The organism is Flagellimonas meishanensis (genome assembly GCF_019880545.1).
GTDB lineage: Bacteria > Bacteroidota > Bacteroidia > Flavobacteriales > Flavobacteriaceae > Flagellimonas > Flagellimonas meishanensis.
Genome location: NZ_JAINVW010000001.1, coordinates 101,688 through 119,912, shown reverse-complemented (window position 1 = coordinate 119,912; position 18,225 = coordinate 101,688). Strand labels below are relative to the sequence as shown.

The window sequence follows — 18,225 nt, the reverse complement described above, 5'->3', positions numbered from 1 at the left end:
CCTTTTATAGATCGTATTGCTTTATTTTTCGATATAGTGTGCGCTCCGAAATGCCCAGCTCGGTTGCAGCGGCCTTTCGTTTTCCCCGGTTCCTGTCCAGTGCTTTTTTAATGAGCTCTATTTCCTTTTCCTGTAAAGATAGGGTTTCTTCTTCTTCAATTTCCTCGGCAAAGTGGTACCTGTCCTCCTGGGTTTGCATGGAGGGGACAGCCTCTGCGGCGTCCACTACGGGCTGTGGCAAATGCAATACTTCCGCTTCATCGTCGGCAGCGGTTATGTCATTGCCATTTCCATATATTTTACGGATCAAGGTTTCATTTTCCTCCTGCACTTTTTCCGAATCATCATGTTTCAAAAGCTCCAGCGTAAGTTTTTTGAGATCGTTAAGATCACTTTTCATATCGAACAAGACTTTGTAAAGAATTTCCCGTTCGTTGCTAAAATCACTTTCCTTTTTGGATTGATTTATAACGGCGGGCAGGTTGGAGTCGTTCGCGTGGGGCAGATAACCGTTAAGTGTGATGGCGGAAATATTCCTGTTTTCCTCCAAAACCGAAATCTGTTCGGCTATGTTTCGCAGTTGCCTTATGTTTCCGGGCCATCGGTATTTCAGCAGTAATTGCACTGCATCCTCTTCCAAACGGATGGTGGGCATTTTGTATTTCTGACCAAAATCCGATGCAAATTTTCTAAACAATAGGTGGATGTCCTCCTTTCGTTCACGCAGCGGGGGGATGCCAATTTCCACCGTGCTCAACCTATAATAAAGGTCTTCGCGGAACTTTTCCTTTTTGATGGCCTCAAACATATTTATGTTTGTCGCTGCCACGATCCGCACATCGGTTTTTTGAACCTGTGAAGACCCCACTTTTAGGAATTCCCCATTCTCCAGAACCCGCAGCAATCTTACCTGCGTTGTTAGGGGGAGTTCTCCCACTTCATCGAGAAAGATGGTGCCTCCATCGGCTACCTCAAAATACCCACTGCGGGTTTGGGTGGCACCGGTAAAGGCTCCTTTTTCATGCCCAAAAAGCTCACTGTCGATGGTTCCTTCCGGAATTGCCCCACAGTTTACTGCGATGTATTTGGCATGTTTTCGATGTGAAAGGGAATGTATTATTTTGGGAATGGCCTCCTTGCCCACACCACTTTCTCCCGTAACCAGCACCGAAATATCGGTTGGGGCCACCTGAATGGCCTTTTCCAGGGCACGGTTCAGCTTAACATCGTTGCCAATGAGCTCAAACCGTTGTTTTATGGACTGAACACTTTCCATATCCTAGTTGTTCTTTGAATATTCCACAGCTTCGCCAATCAGCGTTGCCGAGGTACAGTCATTTATTTTCACGTTGACGAAATCACCGACCTTGTAGTGTTCCTTTGGAAAGACCACCACGGTGTTTTGGGAATTTCGACCCATCCAATGGGCATCCGATTTTTTGGAAGTCCCTTCAATCAGAACTTCTTCCACTTTGCCCACATGTTGTTGGGTGCGATATAGGCCGTGCTTTTGTTGAAGCGCAATAATTTCCTGCAAGCGCCTCTTTTTGGTTTCCTCGGGAACATCGTCAGCCAATTTTCTGGCCGCCAAAGTGCCCGGTCTTTCCGAATAGGCGAACATAAAACCAAAGTCATATTTCACATATTCCATGAGACTCAGGGTGTCTTGGTGATCCGCTTCGGTCTCTGTGGGAAATCCAGCGATCATATCCTGGCTAATGGCACAATCGGGAATAATCCTTCGGATATTATCGATAAGCTGAAAATATTCTTCCCGGGTGTGCAAACGGTTCATGGCCTTCAAAATCCGATTGCTTCCACTTTGTACGGGCAGATGGATATAGTTGCAGATATTTTCATGGTTGGCCATGGCCTCGATTACGTCCAGGGTCATGTCCTGCGGATTGGACGTGGAAAAACGAATGCGCATTTTGGGTTGGGCCTGGGCTACCAGTTCCAAAAGTTTTGCAAAGTTTACCGATGTGGCTTTTTGCATTTCGGAAGCCTTGTCAAAATCCTTTTTTAACCCACCGCCATACCAAAGATAGCTGTCCACATTTTGCCCAAGCAAGGTGATTTCCTTGAAGCCCTTCTCCCAAAGATCGTTTACCTCTTCCAGTATGGATTGTGGGTCCCGGCTACGTTCCCTACCGCGTGTATAGGGGACCACACAAAAGGTGCACATGTTGTCGCAGCCCCTGGTAATGGAAACAAAGGCGGTAACACCGTTTGAGTTTAAACGGACAGGGGCCACGTCGCCATAGGTCTCGTCTTTGGAGAGGATAACGTTGACCGCATTGCGTCCCTCATCAATTTCCTGTATCAAGTTCGGAAGGTCTTTGTAGGCATCAGGGCCTACCACCATATCCACAATTTTTTCCTCCTCAAGGAACTTACTTTTCAAGCGCTCCGCCATGCAGCCCAACACGCCAACCTTCATATGGGGATTGGTCCTTTTCACGGCATTGAATTTCTCCAAACGCTTGCGCACGGTCTGCTCCGCTTTTTCCCTGATGGAACAGGTGTTCACCAAGACCAAATCGGCCTCGGCCAAATCTTGGGTGGTATTGAATCCCTCCTTGGACAAAATGGAAGCCACGATCTCGCTATCGGAAAAGTTCATCTGGCATCCATAACTTTCGATGTAGAGTTTGCGCGTGTTCTTCTCCCTGTGTTCCAAGGCCAAGGTGCTGCCCTGTTGACTTTCGTCAATAATTTTTTCTACAGTGTCGTCCTTTATCATTTCAGCGGTAATGGGGTGCAAAGATAGCGCTTATTCCATTTTAGTGACAATTTGGCAGTTAAAATTTGGATAAAAACGAAGCAACTTTGTTTAAGGTTTTTAATCTAATGGCAAAAAACTATCCAAAAAAATTAAACAATTATGAAAAAGAGCATCCTATTCCTGTGTTTCCTGACCATACTCTCTTTTGTTGCCTGTGATAATGACAACGGGGATGGTGAATTTGCCGACTATCTTGTGGCCAGACCGTTGATCATGAGCAAGGCCGAATTCTCCGCCAGCGTCGATATCGTAACACCCAGGCCCATTAACGAGTCAGGCAAAATCTATACCTATAAAGATTACATTTTTGTGAACGATCGTTACCAAGGCGTACATGTGATTGACAACAGCAATCCGCTGCAACCTGTAAAAATAGCATTCATCAAGATTCCCGGGAATGTGGACATCTCGGCCAAGGACGATTATCTGTATGCGGACAGCCTTATGGATTTGGTGGTATTGGACATTTCAGATATTAACAACATCACCCAGGTGAATCGATTGGAAAATGTGCTCTACAACAATGTCTTTTGGCCCTTTGAAGCCGACATTGTGGAAGGCGAGAATTATGATTTTGAAAATGAGATACTCATTGGATGGGAGACCACGACCGAACGACGGTTGATTTCTGAGGTTGAGCAAAGAAATGGTTGGGGCCTGTTTGATGGCTTTGCCATTGCCGAGTCCGCCAATGGTACGACGGGGCAGGGTGGATCCTTGGCCAGGTTCAAGATAGTTGCCGATTATCTGTATGCCGTGGACAGTCACAACATCAATGTGTTCAATATCTCCGATTTGGAAAATCCCCAGGATTTAGAGGATGTTTACGCAGGGTTTGATATTGAGACCATTTTTAATCGCGGCGAATATCTCTTCTTGGGCAGCATGCGGGGCATGTACATTTATGATATCACAGATCCGGCGACTCCTACCTTTGTTTCCGAATTTCAGCATGGCACTGCCTGCGACCCCGTAGTGGTAGATGACAACTACGCCTATGTGACCCTCAGGGGGGGGAACGGGTGTGGGGCCTTGGAAAGCGGCCTTTTTATCGTGGACATTTCCGATATTGAAAATCCTGAACTGGCCATTTCCTACCCTATGGATGAGCCCTACGGCCTTGGTATCCAAAATGAGAAGATTTTTGTGTGCGATGGAGCTTCGGGACTCAAGGTTTATGATAAGACCGATATCAACGATTTGATACAATTGGACCATTTTAAGGATATCATCACATTTGACGTGATTCCTTTGGAAACACATCTGATCATGGTGGGTGATGGGGTGCTCTACCAATATGAATATCTGGATGATGGCATCAAGTTGATGAGCCAAATTGGGCTCAATTAAAAAGGATACTGTTCAAGTAAATATCCCGTTTTAAACGGGATATTTTTTTGCCCATAGTTTTAAGAGAAAACCCAAAATCGAAAAATTGATATACTTTTGTTCCTCAAAACCCAACACATGCCCAAGAATTTAGTCATCGTTGAGTCCCCTGCAAAGGCAAAGACCATAGAGCGATTTTTAGGAAAGGAATACCAAGTTGAATCTAGTTTTGGTCATATTGTGGACCTTCCCTCCAAAGAGCTGGGTGTTGATGTGGAGAACGATTTCAAACCAAAATATACCGTAGATAAGGAAAAAAAGGCCCTGGTGAAGAAACTGAGGGACCTGGCCAAAAAAGCGGATACCATTTGGCTTGCCAGTGATGAGGACCGGGAGGGAGAGGCCATTTCTTGGCACCTGGCGGAAGAACTGCAACTGGATAAGCAAAAGACCAAGCGGATTGTTTTTAACTCGATTACCAAATCGGCGATTCAAAATGCGATTGAGAATCCCCGGGAAATCAATTATAATCTTGTGAATGCGCAGCAGGCCAGAAGGGTTTTGGATCGTTTGGTGGGGTATGAGCTCTCACCGGTGCTCTGGAAAAAAATCAAACCTGGACTTTCAGCGGGACGGGTACAGTCGGTTGCCGTACGATTGATTGTAGAACGGGAAAGGGAAATTGAGGAGTTCAGGCCAGAAGCGTCCTTCAGGATAAGAGCGGAGTTCAAAACTGGGGATGGCAGCATTTTTACAGCTAGACTGAATACAACCTTTCCGGATAAAAAGTCCGCGGAGGAATTTCTCAGGAAAAATACAAATGCGAATTTCTCGGTTTCTGATTTGGACAAAAAGCCTGCAAAGAAATCTCCCGCAGCGCCTTTTACCACCTCTACCTTGCAACAGGAAGCATCCAGAAAACTATATTTCTCCGTTAGTAGAACCATGCAAGTGGCCCAACGCCTGTATGAGGCGGGTCTGATAACCTATATGAGAACGGACAGCGTTAATTTGTCCAAAGAGGCACTTAGCGCCGCCAAGGACGCCATTGTGCAGAACTATGGCGAAACCTATAGCAAGGTCAGGAACTATACCGGAAAAACGAAAGGGGCCCAAGAGGCGCACGAAGCCATTCGCCCCACGGATATGACTTTGCAATCACCTTCATTGGAGCGAGATCAATCCAGACTATACGAACTTATTTGGAAACGTACGCTGGCTTCGCAGATGAGCGACGCCGAATTGGAACGCACCAATGTAAAAATAAAGGCCAACACCCACAATGAGGAGTTTGTGGCCAATGGCGAAGTAGTAAAATTTGATGGATTCCTGAAAGTTTATTTAGAGGATACCGATGAGGAAGATATTTTGGAAGAGCAAGAGGGCATGCTTCCAGCAATGAAAGTCGGCGAGACACTGCAAAACAATTTCATTACTGCCACCGAGCGTTTTACCAGACCTCCCTATCGTTACACAGAAGCTTCCTTAGTGAAAAAGTTGGAAGAACTTGGAATCGGGAGACCTTCTACCTATGCGCCGACCATTTCCACAATACAAAATCGGGGATATGTGGAAAAAGGGTCCGTAGAAGGAACTGAACGCACCTACACACAGCTGGTTTTGGAGAAAGGAAATCTGGCAGAAAAAAAGCTCTCTGAAACCATAGGCTCCGATAAGGGGAAAATGGTCCCCACGGATATAGGGATGATCGTGAATGATTTCTTAGTAAGCAATTTCAAGAAGATATTGGACTACAATTTCACCGCAAAGGTAGAAGAGGATTTTGATGAGATTGCCGCAGGGGAAGAGGATTGGCAAGAAGTCATGAGGGAGTTTTATAAGGACTTTCACCCCAATGTTATGGAAGTTGAGGAAAATGCCGAACGGGCCAGCGGGGAGCGTGTTTTGGGCACTGACCCAAAAACCGGACGACAAGTGGCCGCGAGATTGGGGCGTTTTGGACCCATGGTCCAAATCGGTACTGTGGATGAGGAGGACAAGCCATTATTTGCGAGCCTGTTGCCAAATCAATCCATAAACACCATCACCTTTGAGGAGGCCATGGAACTTTTCCAGCTTCCCAGAAAGTTGGGCGCATATGAAGGAGAAGAGATTGAAGCCAACGTAGGCCGCTATGGTCCATATGTCCGGTTTGGCAAGAAATTCATTTCATTGGATAATGGTGAAAGTGCCTTTGATGTGGATTTGGACCGTGCCATAGAACTCATCAAGCAAAAGGAAAAGGCGGATGCACCCATTGCCACTCATGAGGGCAAAGCGGTTACCAAAGGTAAAGGACGGTTCGGCCCCTTCATCAAATGGGACGGTATGTTCATCAACGTGAACAAGAAATACGATTTTGACAATCTCTCCCAATCCGATATCAAGGAGCTCATCGAGGCCAAAAAGATAAAGGAAACAGAAAAATTGGTCCAGGAATGGCCCGAAGAAAAGATTAGGATAGAAAAAGCAAGATGGGGAAGGCATACCATAATCAAGGGAAGAATAAAAGTGGAGATCTCCAAGGATGTGGACGCTTCAAAAGTCTCCCTGGAGGAGGCCAAGGCCCTTTTGGAAAAGAAAGCCCCAAAGAAAAAGTCCACGGCAAAAGCTAAGAAATAATATGGCGTTCGATTTTTTGGTACCTGTAAAGGACAAAGTTTTGGCGTTTTCCGAGTTACTCCCTCCCCAAGCCCTGGGAAAGAACATCTTCGTTCATACAGAAAAGGATGGCCTTCCGGTATTTGCCAATGCCACCGTCGCCATATTTGGGGTGCTCGAATCCAGAAATGCCTTTGAGAAGAAAACCGAAAAATTGGATGTGGATGAGATTCGGATCCAATTGTACAGATTGATGATGGGCAACTGGAATTCCACCATTATAGACATTGGGGATGTTGAGGAAGGAGATACCGTTGAGGACACCTACTTTGTGGTAAAGGAAATTGTGGCCGGACTGCTCGAAGAAAACATTATACCTATTATTATAGGCTATACCCAGGACATTACCTTTCCCACCTATCGCGCTTTTGACAATATTCGACAAATGGTGAATCTGGTTTCCATAGATAGCCGTTTCGATTTTGGGGAAGATGAGGAACTGATTTCCTCGCATTCTTACATGAGCAGGATAATCACGGATAAACCCAATAACCTTTTTAACTTTTCCAACATTGGGTACCAAAGTTACTTCAATGCCCAAGAAGAGATAGACCTTATGGAACGTCTTTTCTTTGATGCACATCGTTTGGGGGACATTGCGGCCCATTTGGAACTGGCAGAACCCGTCCTGCGTAGCAGCGATATAGTCAGCCTTGACCTCAGGGCCATTCGTGCCAGTGAAATGGGATTGTCCAGAAACTTTTCGCCCAATGGGTTCACCGGAAGGGAAATCTGCACCATTGCACGCTATGCCGGGCTGAGTGATCGCGTTTCCCTTTTCGGAATCTACGAAGGAGAAAATTCACACCAGGCCTTTCAGATGATTGCCCAGATCATTTGGTATTTTATAGAGGGCTTAAGTTTTAGGATAAAGGAACACCCAACATCCAAGAGCGAGGATTTCACGAAATTCACCGTACCTACGGATACAGAGGAACTCATCTTCTACAAGAGCCATCTTACCGAGCGCTGGTGGGTGGAGGTGCCATCAATATTGCCCGAACATACTAAAACCAACTCACCTGCGTTATTACCTTGCACCGAAGGGGACTATTTGGATGCTTGCAACCAGAACATTCCCGAAAGGTGGTTCAAGGCCTATAAAAAGGGCTTCAACTAAACAAATTAAATTTGGCCATTAACTGTTACTGCACAATAAATTATCCAAAAAATAGTTTTGAGAGTAATGAATTTGTGTTGCACAGTTTAAAATCTTAAATCGAAAATTTAACCTAAAGTATGAGAAAGCTATTCTTTTCATCTATTGCGCTTGTTTTTTTGCTTACAAGTTGTGGGTCAAAATCCAGGTCAAAAGGTGAGCTCGTCGGGGTCGCTGGAAAAAAGTGGCATCCTGAGAAACCCTATGGGATGGAACTTATTCCGCGAGGCGCCTTTGTAATGGGGAAAGCTGAGGAAGATCAGGCAAAAGTTTTGAACGCCCCCACAAGAACCGTTACCGTGCGTTCCTTTTATATGGACGATACGGAGATCACCAATAGCGAGTATCGACAGTTTGTAGAGTGGGTAAAGGACTCGGTCGCCAGGACCAAGTTGGCTATTTTGGCCGACGAACTCGGTCTGGGTGCAGAGGACGAGGGAATTGGCGAATATGCCTTTAAGGACACCGACACTACCGAACTTTCGGTATACGACAAGTATAAGTTGGACAACTACGCGGGACTGGGAGAAACAGGCTACGAGGGCAGGGCGCTCAACAAGGATGCAGATTTGATCTGGGACACCTCAGAGTACCCGGACGAATACTATGCCGAGGTAATGGATTCCCTATACCTTCCCGAAGAGGAAAGCTATAACGGTCTTCGCTCCATAGATGTTACCCAACTGAAGTACAAGTACAGTTGGATGGACATTGAGGCGGCCGCACGTGCCAGAACCGGTAACCGAAAAGAATTCATCAAACACGAGGAATTGGAAATCTACCCAGATACCACAGTTTGGATCCGTGACTTTGAGTATTCCTACAACGAACCCATGCACAATGATTATTTTTGGCACGATGCGTACAGCGACTATCCCGTGGTAGGGGTAAACTGGATGCAGGCCAAAGCCTTTTGCAATTGGAGGACCAAGTTCAAGAACGATGACCAAAAAAGCCGTGGCAAGCAATTTGTGAACCAGTTTCGTTTGCCAACTGAGGCTGAGTGGGAATATGCGGCAAGAGGTGGCATTGAAGGAGGTACCTACCCTTGGGGAGGACCCTATGTGATCAGTGACACAGGCTGTTTTATGGCCAACTTTAAACCCCAACGTGGGGATTATGCCGCAGATGCCGCTTTATATACGGTAGAGGCCAAATCGTTCGAACCAAACGATTACAACCTTTACAATATGGCAGGTAATGTATCCGAATGGACAAGCTCTAGCTTTGATCCAGGGGCATACGAATATTTGTCCACCATGAACCCCAATGTGGGATCGGGACAGAACCAAAGAAAAGTGATTCGTGGAGGATCTTGGAAAGATGTTGCCTACTTCCTACAGGTAAGCACCAGGGACTATGAATACCAAGATTCAGCACGTAGCTATATCGGATTCCGTACAGTACAGGATTACATGGGTGAAGAGGATTCCACCAGGGGCCAAGGGCTTCCAAACTAACATATTGAAACTGAAGAGAAGAGAACATTATATAAACCAAGTAGTAACCAAATACTTATTTATATCACTTAATTAAAACTAGAATTATGGCACAGTCAAAATCAACAAAAAAACTGTTTAACATGGCCTATGGCCTTGGGGCATCGGTAGTTATTATTGGTGCATTGTTCAAGATCCTGCACTGGGAGTTTGGACCACTTACTGGTGGACTTCTTCTTGCTGTCGGACTTATTACCGAAGCATTGATATTCGCTATCAGTGCGTTTGAACCCGTGGACGACGAATACGATTGGTCCTTGGTTTATCCAGAATTGGCCAATGGTCAGTCCAAAGGAAACAAAAACGACGCCAAGCAAGCTAAAGAGGCTGAAGGTCTTCTTTCCAGAAAATTGGATGAATTGCTTAAAGAAGCAAACATCGACTCTGAGCTTTTCTCAAGCCTTGGTGAGAGTATCAAGAGCTTCGAAGGTGCTGCCAAGAACATCGCTCCTACTACGGATGCAATCCAGCACACCAAGAAATACTCTGAAGAGTTGTCCCACGCTGCAGCTCAAATGGAGTCTTTGAACAGCTTGTACAAAGTACAATTGGAAAGCGCCAGCCGTCAGGCTTCCATCAATGAGGAAGTGGTACAGAACGCAGGTGCTCTTAAAGATCAAATGGAATCTTTGGCAACCAACCTATCTTCCTTGAATGGAGTTTACGGAGGTATGCTTTCTGCCATGAGCAGTAAAAACTAATTAGGTATTAATTGAGCAGATACCAAACCCAAATCAAACAATTAATAATTCTAATTAGAAAATAACATGGCATCAGGAAAACAATCGCCACGTCAGAAGATGATCAACCTTATGTATTTGATCTTCATCGCGATGTTGGCCCTTAATATGAGCAAGGAGGTCCTGGCCGCATTCGGATTGATGAATGCAAAGCTGGAAACTTCCAACGCAAAGGCGGACGCAAACAATTTGGCTTACTTTGAAGGCCTTGAGACCAAAGCATCAGAAGATGCACTGAAGTACGGTCCCTTGTTTGAAAAAGCCCAGCAAGTAAAACAACTTTCACAAGAGTATTACGAATACTTGAGTGAATTGAAGAAAGGCATGTTGGCCGATCAGGAAGACCCCAACAACTATGTTGTAATGGATAAGTCGGACTATCTGGACAACCTATTTTTCCAAGGAGACAATCTGAAGCCGGAAGGCCAAAAATTCCTTTCAAATCTTCAGAACTATCGCGAACAAATGCTGAAAACCATCCCTGAAAACATGACCGATGTTAAGGGAGCTATTCAGACTCGTTTTGAGACCGGTGGTGAAGATGGTAAAGTAGAGCGAATTCGCGATCAAGTAAAAGTGGATTGGATGAACTATCACTTCGAAGGATATCCTTTGGTGGCTTCTTTGACCAAGATCACTCAATTACAGGCCGATATCAAGGCCACTGAGCAAGAGGTCCTTAAAGGACTGCTGGAAGGTAACCTTACCGAGGCAGTTTCCTTGAAGAATTTCGCAACTGCATTGAATGCTTCCAAGTCTGCTTTTTACGCAGGTGAAAAGTATGATGGGAAGATCATCATCAGTAAAACCGATAAAACTTCCAAGCCTGTAAAGGCCGAGTTGAAGTTGGACGGTAGGGACCTTAAGGAAGGTACCGATTATCTTTTGGAAGAAGGTGGTATCAAAATGTTGATCAGTGCTGGTTCTCCAGGTGATCACACCATTGAAGGGACCATGTACTTTATGCAGGATGGTGAGGAAGTTCCCGTTCCGGTGAACAATACCTTTGCCACCATAACCAAGCCTAATGCTGCGGTTATCTCTGCGGACAAGATGAATGTGGTATACCGTGGTGTTGCCAACCCAATGACGATTTCCATCCCTGGAATTCCAGATAACAAAGTTAACGCCTCTGCAGCTGGCCTTACCAGAAGAAGCGGTAGCAATTACATTATGAATCCAGGAACAGGAAGAACCGTTACCATTACGGCTTCTGGAAAATTACCCGATGGGCAGACCATCTCCACACGATCTGAATTTAGGATCAAGGATATTCCAAGACCGGGAGGAACCGTTCGAGGAGAATCAGGAAGTGTTCAAATGCCTAGGAGGAACCTTGAGATTTCAACCGTTGGCGCTATGTTGGAAGACTTCGACTTCGACCTGAACCTTGCCGTTAGCGGATTTAAGTTCAAGGTACCAGGTCAGCCTACCATCGATGTCAATGGCAACAAATTGGATGGAAGAGCCAAGTCGGCCCTTCAAAGAGCCAAAAGAGGTGATGCCATCCAGATTTTCGATATCAAAGCCTATATCACCAACAACAGAACCTACAAGTTGAAAAAGGTGTCACCTGTTGTGGTTGAGCTTACAAACTAAAAGTATAGAAGTTATCATGAATTGGAAAAACGCAGTAATAATCGGAGTTTTGGGCCTATTGCCCGTATCGATAATGGCCCAGGCAAACATCTTGAATGCCAAATTGCCGACCGATATAGGCAAAAAGACCGAAGCCCAGATAGAGCAGGACGCCGATGCTCCCCTGGAGTATGGCTATGTTGATGATCGCGATATCCTTTGGTCCAAGACCGTATGGGAGATCATTGACCTTGACGAGCGCGTCAACTTCCCGCTGTACTATCCCACCGATACCATAGGTATAGGGAAGGACAGAAGGTCTTTGTACCATGTGCTGATGAAGAACATCAGGAACGGTAAACTGACCGAGGTGTACACGGATTCGTATTTCACTGAAAAACGGACCTTGGCCGACTTGGCTGCAACCTTGCAAAAGGTGGATACCACGGACCTTGGATACGAACAATTGAACGCCGGTGAACAAATTTCCCCAGAGTTTATAAACAAAAGGGATTTGACCGCGGCCGATATTGAAGAGTATCGCATAAAAGGAATCTGGTTTTTTGACAAGCGTCAAGGCGAGCTTAAGTTTCGTTTGTTGGGCATAGCACCCGTTGCGCCCGATGTAAACTTCATCGATGATGAATCGGTGGATCCAGGAGAGAACAAAGTAGAGCTTTTCTGGATATGGTACCCTGCAGCCAGACAAATACTGCACGATGCCAAGGTTTACAACCAACGCAACTCCGCAAGGCCCATCTCTTTTGATATGCTTTTGAACGCCCGCCGTTTCAATGGTGTCATCTACAAAGAGGAAAACGTTCACGGAGACCGTGAGATTGACGATTACATTTTCGACAATGCCCTGTTCCAGCTTTTGGAAGCCAATAGGATCAAAGAACATATTCGCGACCGGGAGCAAGATATGTGGGCGTACTAAAAGACCCCAAATTTCCAATTCAATAAATCAAAAAGCCGCACAATTGTGCGGCTTTTTTTATATCATGAACTGTTATTCCTGCGTGGGCAGAAATCCAAAGACCAAGCAAGAAATCCAACTATATTTTCCCATCCCTGAGCTAACCCATTGGCCTTATCCATCAATTGGCTCTTGAATTTTAAGTTGGATTTTGCGAACTTCACTTATCATTCGCTAAAACATCATTAAAACGATGTTTAGCTAATCGTTCTACACCATTTGACCAAAAACTCAACTTCTGACATAACAATCGTGAATTTTATAAAAAACATTCTGACTAGAAAACCCAAAAACCCGACTGAATTTGTTCAGAAATTTATTCGTGACAGCAAGAAAAGTAGAGTGCAGTTAGAAATAATAAGAAACAACGAGATAATTCTGCAAGTTGATTCACTTAGATTTACACCATCTTGGTTCAAAGTATTTGACGTTGACAAAGAAAAATACAAAAACGGATTTGTGATTTTCTTTATAATTGACCGCGATGGAATTGAAAATAATGAGACATATATTAATTATCAGAAATCGGATTTAAAACTTGTCGAATTGGACGAAATGCACGGACAAACTCCAATTCGGACTTTTGCCAAGTTTATACCCGAAACAAATAACAGTGTGCTTTTAGGAAAAGAAATGAAAAAAATTATCGATGGAATTTTTGATTTCAAAGAATCTGACCCTAAAGCAATATTTAATTTGAGATATTTAAAATAAAAAAACGGTGTAGAACAACGTGTAACCCGCATTGCTTCTGATTTTCCTCTTCGGAAAATCCTCGCATGCGGAAAAGCTGGTGCTTTTTAACTATTTTGGTACCAAAACCACGCAACGACGAGGTTACACACACCGATAAGTGACATCCCTTTCCATAGGCACATTTTGGTTTTAAAAAAGGAACAAGGAAACTTGAAGATCAATATCCACCACCCGTAACCCCATCCAAAATTCGCAATACTTTGTACAATTCGTGTCCATCTGTAAATTGACCAATGCACTATACGCCGCATCTGCCTGAGATGCCTATTTTTGCAGCATGTATGATTATTTGGTTGTAGGATTGGGCTTGGCAGGAATTTCTTTCTGCGAAACGCTGGAAGAACACGGAAAGACTTTCAAAGTGATCTCCGATGCTTCCCAAAAGGCATCCCAGGTTGCCGCGGGGCTTTACAATCCCGTAATTCTGAAACGCTTTACCATGGCCTGGAAGGCCGCTGAGCAAATGGAACTGGTGGAACCCTTCTATTCCCGTTTGGAGGAAAAGCTGGGGGTGAAACTGGACCACAAAATACCAGTTTGGAGAAGATTTGCTTCCATTGAAGAACAAAATGCTTGGTTTGAGGCTTCGGATAGACCGGGGCTGGACAATTTTCTGTCCACGACCCTTATTGAGAACAAGAACCCCCATTTGGATGCACCCTTTGGCTTTGGATTGGTCAAGCATACGGGCTGGGTGGATACAGCTATGCTGATTGCTTCCTATGCCAAATATTTAGGGCAAAAATCCTTGTGGCAAGAAGAACATTTCGATTTTACCAAGCTCAAGATTAACCACGATCATATCGTTTATAAAAACATGGAAGCCAGGCATATTGTTTTTGCCTGCGGCTACGGCCTCAAACAGAATCCATACTTCAACTATTTGTCCCTTGCCGGTACCAAAGGTGAGTTGCTGACCATAAAAGCCCACGATTACAAAGAGAACAACGTAATAAAATCCGCCGTTTTTACCATCCCACTGGGAAATGACCTATACCGGGTAGGTGCCACTTACAAATGGAAGGACAAGACCAACGTGCCCACGGAATCTGCCAGGGAGGAATTACTCGAAAAATTGAGGACGTTCCTGAAATGTGAATTTGAGGTTGTGGAACACGTGGCGGGAATACGACCAACAGTGGTGGACCGAAGGCCCTTGGTCGGAAGGCATCCCAAACATGCCAACCTGTTCGTGTTGAACGGATTTGGTTCCAGGGGAGTGCTCATTGCCCCCTATGCGTCAAAACAATTGTACAACGCCATTGAGTTGGGCCAGCAACTGGACCCTGAACTGGATATAAGGAGATTCACAAAAAAGTATTATTCCAACTGACCTTTTACGGCCGAGGAATCGTACTTGATGAAAAAATTGATCCAGATGTTCCGTGACAGGCGCATAATAATGGGCATGAACACGACGAGTGTGGCAACTATGGCAATAAAAGTGTTCAGCAGGGTGGTGCCAACAAAAAGAAAGGCCACTACGAATGCCGCTACGGCAAATGCGATGCCCACTCCATAGCTCACATACATGGACCCATAAAAAAAGGAAGGCTCAATTTTGTACTTGGTGCCGCAATTGGAACAACGCTCGTGCATTTCAAAAATCTGGGTAATGGCATAGGGATTGGTGTTCACATACATGCTCTCCTCATGGCACTTGGGGCAACTTCCTGTTAAAATACTGTACAGTTTGGTTCCTTTTTTTAACATTTGCAGCAGTTTTGCACAAAATTACGCAATCGTGCACGTTTGTTTTGTAATTCAAGTCACAATAAATGCTCAATATCCACAACCTTTCAGTAGCCTTTGGCGGGGAATATCTTTTTGAGGAAATCGCCTTCCGTTTAAATGGCGGGGACAAGGTGGGTTTGATTGGAAAAAACGGCGCTGGCAAATCCACCCTGTTAAAACTGCTTTCCAAGGAAGTGAGTCCCGATTCCGGGACCATTGCCACCGAAAAGGACCTGAAAATAGGATTCTTGAAACAGGATATCGATTTTGAACAGGGGCGCACCGTTTTGGAAGAAGCCTATCTTGCTTTTTCCGAGATCAAGGCCCTGGAATCTAGGTTGGATGAAATCAATAAAGCCTTGGCCGAGAGAACGGATTACGAAAGCGAAGCCTACCATCAACTTATGGTAGACCTGAATGATGTGACCCACCATTATGAAATTCTTGGCGGATACAATTACCAAGGGGAAACGGAAAAGGTTTTGATGGGCCTTGGGTTCAAAAGGGACGATTTTAACAAGATCACCGATACGTTTTCAGGAGGATGGCGCATGCGTATTGAGCTGGCAAAGCTACTTCTTCAAAATAACGACGTACTGCTTTTGGATGAGCCCACCAACCACTTGGATATAGAATCCATTATTTGGCTGGAACAGTTTTTGAGGAATTATTCAGGGGCTGTCGTTATCGTTTCCCACGACAAAATGTTTCTCGATAATGTCACCAATCGGACCATAGAAATTTCTTTGGGAAGAATCTATGATTATAACAAACCGTATTCCAAATACCTCGACCTAAGGGAAGAAATCAGGGAGCAACAGCGCAATGCGCAGAAAAATCAGGAAAAGCAGATACAGCAAACCGAAAAACTGATTGAAAAGTTCCGTGCCAAAGCCAGCAAGGCCACCATGGCGCAGTCGTTGATCAAAAAATTGGACAAGATTGAGCGCATTGAGGTAGATGAAGAGGACAATAGCGTGATGAACCTTCGGTTTCCAGTTTCGATAAACCCTGGAAAAGTGGTTGCCGAACTCGAAGATCTATCCAAAAGTTATGGTGACAACCGGGTTCTCAATAAGGTGAGCTTGTTGGTGGAGCGAGGAAGCAAGACGGCATTTGTGGGTCAAAATGGACAAGGAAAGACCACCCTGGCCAAAATAATGGTCGGTGAGTTGGATCATGTGGGGAAACTCAAAATCGGGCATAACGTGCAGATCGGTTATTTTGCACAAAACCAGGCGGAATATCTGGATGGGGAAAAGACCATTTTGGATACCATGATCGATGCCGCCAATGAGAGCAATAGAAGCAAGGTAAGGGATATTCTGGGTTCTTTTCTGTTCCGGGGAGATGAGGTGGACAAATACGTCAAAGTGCTTTCTGGGGGCGAGCGCAACCGATTGGCACTGGCCAAGATGCTGCTGCAGCCTTTCAATGTGTTGGTCATGGATGAGCCTACCAACCATTTGGACATCAAGTCCAAGAATGTTTTAAAGCGGGCCTTGCAAAACTTTGAGGGGACTCTGGTGCTTGTTTCCCATGATCGGGATTTTTTACAGGGGTTGACGGACCGGGTATATGAATTCAAGAACGGGCGAATCAAAGAATATCTGGGAGACATCGACTTTTATTTGGACCAGCGAAAGGCCGATGATTTCAGAAAAATTGAAAAAAAGGAGGAAACACGGCAACTTTTAGTAGGAACGGAGGACAAGACCAATGCGGATTATAGCACCCAGAAAAAGCTCAAGTCGTTAAAAAATAGGCTCAGTAACGTGGAGAAAAGAATTGCCCAGTTGGAGAAGGAAATAGCAAGTATAGACCACAACCTACTGATGGATTACGACAAGACCATCTCCCAGCCAGGTTTTTTTGATGCCTATCAAGGGAAAAAGAAGGACTTGGAAACCTTGATGGAAGACTGGGAAACACTGTCCCAAGAAGTGGAACAATTGGCTTAACGACTTGTAGGAATTAATTTACACCACATTTATACCCGTTTTCACAACATTTACCATGCGATTCATCGAATTAGTATGTAATACTTTTCTTTCTTTTATTAAATTTGTAGGTAAATTCTTAGTAATCATGAAAACGAATAGGATTTCATTATTAATTATCCTCATGCTCGCGTTGTTCGGCCTGAACTCTATTTTTGCAAATATTGATTCAAGGGAAAAGGATGCGCTGATAGCACTTTATGAGGCGACTAAGGGAGAGAACTGGAATGCACCATGGGATTTGGATGCCGATATAGCCACTTGGCAAGGAGTTGATGTTATGGACGGGCATGTGATTGGACTGAATCTTTTTCAAAATAACCTTGAAGGCGTATTACCAGAAAGCATAGGGGAACTTAAATACTTAAGGCACCTTAACCTGGCATTCAACAACATAACCGGGGTTTTGCCGAAAGACATTACGGAACTGAAGTACTTAAAGGTACTTCGGTTGGAGATGAACCGAATAAAGGGAACCATTCCGGAGGGTGTAGGGGAGCTTACACAATTGGAAGTGTTCTCCATGTTCAATAATTTCCTATCCGGTCCCATACCTGCCACCTTTGGAGAATTGAAAAACCTAAAGGAGTTGAACCTGTCCAGCAATAATTTAAGGGGTGTGATTCCCGAATCCATTGGAAATTTGGAAAAGCTCGAAAGTTTGGGCCTCTTTGAAAACAACCTGGAAGGTTCCATTCCCACCACTGTCGGAAGACTGGTGCAGCTAAGGGAGTTGGTTTTGGCCAACAACCAACTGGATGGGGAAATCCCCGAGGAATTTGGCCAATTGGCCAGCTTGAAGATTTTACAGCTTCAGAATAACCGATTTAATTCATACACTGGCCTAAAAATGATGAAAGGAGACCAGTTTTTGGTTTTTGATAGTGACGAGGATGTTTTTCATCCCAAGTTCAATCAAATCCAAGTGCCTAGAACACGAATGGCAGACACCAAATTTGAAGATGAAGGTTTTGACGAATAAGTAGTTTAGTTATACTTTAGTTA

Annotated in this window: 14 protein-coding genes; 11 read left to right on the top strand and 3 right to left on the bottom strand. The window is 44.7% G+C overall.

The genetic code is table 11. The features are described from left to right. Positions 1-4: 4 nt before the first annotated feature. Both K7G75_RS00530 and miaB read right to left on the bottom strand, forming a co-directional pair. Positions 5-1,276, bottom strand: a complete 1,272-nt coding sequence (locus K7G75_RS00530) for a sigma-54 interaction domain-containing protein (RefSeq protein WP_222981666.1) — start codon at positions 1,274-1,276, stop codon at positions 5-7. Between the two features lie 3 nt (positions 1,277-1,279). Continuing rightward, entirely contained in the window at positions 1,280-2,743 is a 1,464-nt protein-coding gene (gene miaB, locus K7G75_RS00525) for a tRNA (N6-isopentenyl adenosine(37)-C2)-methylthiotransferase MiaB (protein ID WP_222981665.1), read from the bottom strand. 141 nt (positions 2,744-2,884) lie between these two features. Between miaB and K7G75_RS00520 the strand changes: the two genes are divergently transcribed. The 9 genes from K7G75_RS00520 (at position 2,885) to K7G75_RS00480 (ending at position 14,819) form a co-directional block, all read left to right on the top strand. Then, positions 2,885-4,135 carry an LVIVD repeat-containing protein gene (locus K7G75_RS00520; protein ID WP_222981663.1) on the top strand — a complete coding sequence of 417 codons (1,251 nt, stop codon included), beginning with the start codon at positions 2,885-2,887 and terminating at the stop codon, positions 4,133-4,135. Between the two features lie 117 nt (positions 4,136-4,252). Next, positions 4,253-6,736 (top strand): type I DNA topoisomerase, encoded by a 2,484-nt coding sequence (gene topA / locus K7G75_RS00515; RefSeq protein WP_222981661.1) that lies wholly within the window; start codon positions 4,253-4,255, stop codon positions 6,734-6,736. A gap of 1 nt (position 6,737) precedes the next feature. Continuing rightward, a complete protein-coding gene (locus tag K7G75_RS00510) occupies positions 6,738-7,895 on the top strand; it encodes a formimidoylglutamase (RefSeq protein ID WP_222981659.1) in 1,158 nt (385 codons plus the stop codon). Positions 7,896-8,014: 119 nt separating this feature from the next. Then, a complete protein-coding gene (gene porK / locus K7G75_RS00505) occupies positions 8,015-9,394 on the top strand; it encodes a T9SS ring complex lipoprotein PorK/GldK (RefSeq protein WP_222981657.1) in 1,380 nt (459 codons plus the stop codon). 86 nt (positions 9,395-9,480) lie between these two features. After that, positions 9,481-10,134 carry a type IX secretion system motor protein PorL/GldL gene (porL, locus tag K7G75_RS00500; protein WP_222981649.1) on the top strand — a complete coding sequence of 218 codons (654 nt, stop codon included), beginning with the start codon at positions 9,481-9,483 and terminating at the stop codon, positions 10,132-10,134. 66 nt (positions 10,135-10,200) lie between these two features. After that, positions 10,201-11,772: a type IX secretion system motor protein PorM/GldM gene (gene porM / locus K7G75_RS00495; protein ID WP_222981647.1), complete on the top strand. Its 1,572-nt coding sequence runs from the start codon at positions 10,201-10,203 to the stop codon at positions 11,770-11,772. Between the two features lie 16 nt (positions 11,773-11,788). Then, on the top strand, positions 11,789-12,691 hold the full coding sequence (gene porN / locus K7G75_RS00490; protein ID WP_222981645.1) for a type IX secretion system ring subunit PorN/GldN: 903 nt from the start codon (positions 11,789-11,791) through the stop codon (positions 12,689-12,691). Between the two features lie 258 nt (positions 12,692-12,949). After that, the gene (locus K7G75_RS00485) at positions 12,950-13,444 is read left to right on the top strand and encodes a hypothetical protein (RefSeq protein WP_262420210.1); all 495 of its coding nucleotides are present in this window, start codon (positions 12,950-12,952) and stop codon (positions 13,442-13,444) included. Between the two features lie 319 nt (positions 13,445-13,763). Continuing rightward, positions 13,764-14,819: an NAD(P)/FAD-dependent oxidoreductase gene (locus K7G75_RS00480; protein WP_222981643.1), complete on the top strand. Its 1,056-nt coding sequence runs from the start codon at positions 13,764-13,766 to the stop codon at positions 14,817-14,819. On the opposite strand, the gene K7G75_RS00475 is transcribed toward K7G75_RS00480, so the two are convergent. After that, the gene (locus tag K7G75_RS00475) at positions 14,807-15,199 is read right to left on the bottom strand and encodes a DUF983 domain-containing protein (RefSeq protein ID WP_222981641.1); all 393 of its coding nucleotides are present in this window, start codon (positions 15,197-15,199) and stop codon (positions 14,807-14,809) included. The genes K7G75_RS00480 and K7G75_RS00475 overlap by 13 nt on opposite strands. A gap of 65 nt (positions 15,200-15,264) precedes the next feature. Here K7G75_RS00475 and K7G75_RS00470 point away from each other — a divergent pair, with 65 nt between their 5' ends. Further along, entirely contained in the window at positions 15,265-17,181 is a 1,917-nt protein-coding gene (locus K7G75_RS00470; RefSeq protein ID WP_222981638.1) for an ABC-F family ATP-binding cassette domain-containing protein, read from the top strand. A 127-nt stretch (positions 17,182-17,308) separates the two neighbouring features. Continuing rightward, positions 17,309-18,202, top strand: a complete 894-nt coding sequence (locus K7G75_RS00465) for a leucine-rich repeat domain-containing protein (protein WP_222981636.1) — start codon at positions 17,309-17,311, stop codon at positions 18,200-18,202. Positions 18,203-18,225 lie beyond the last annotated feature (23 nt).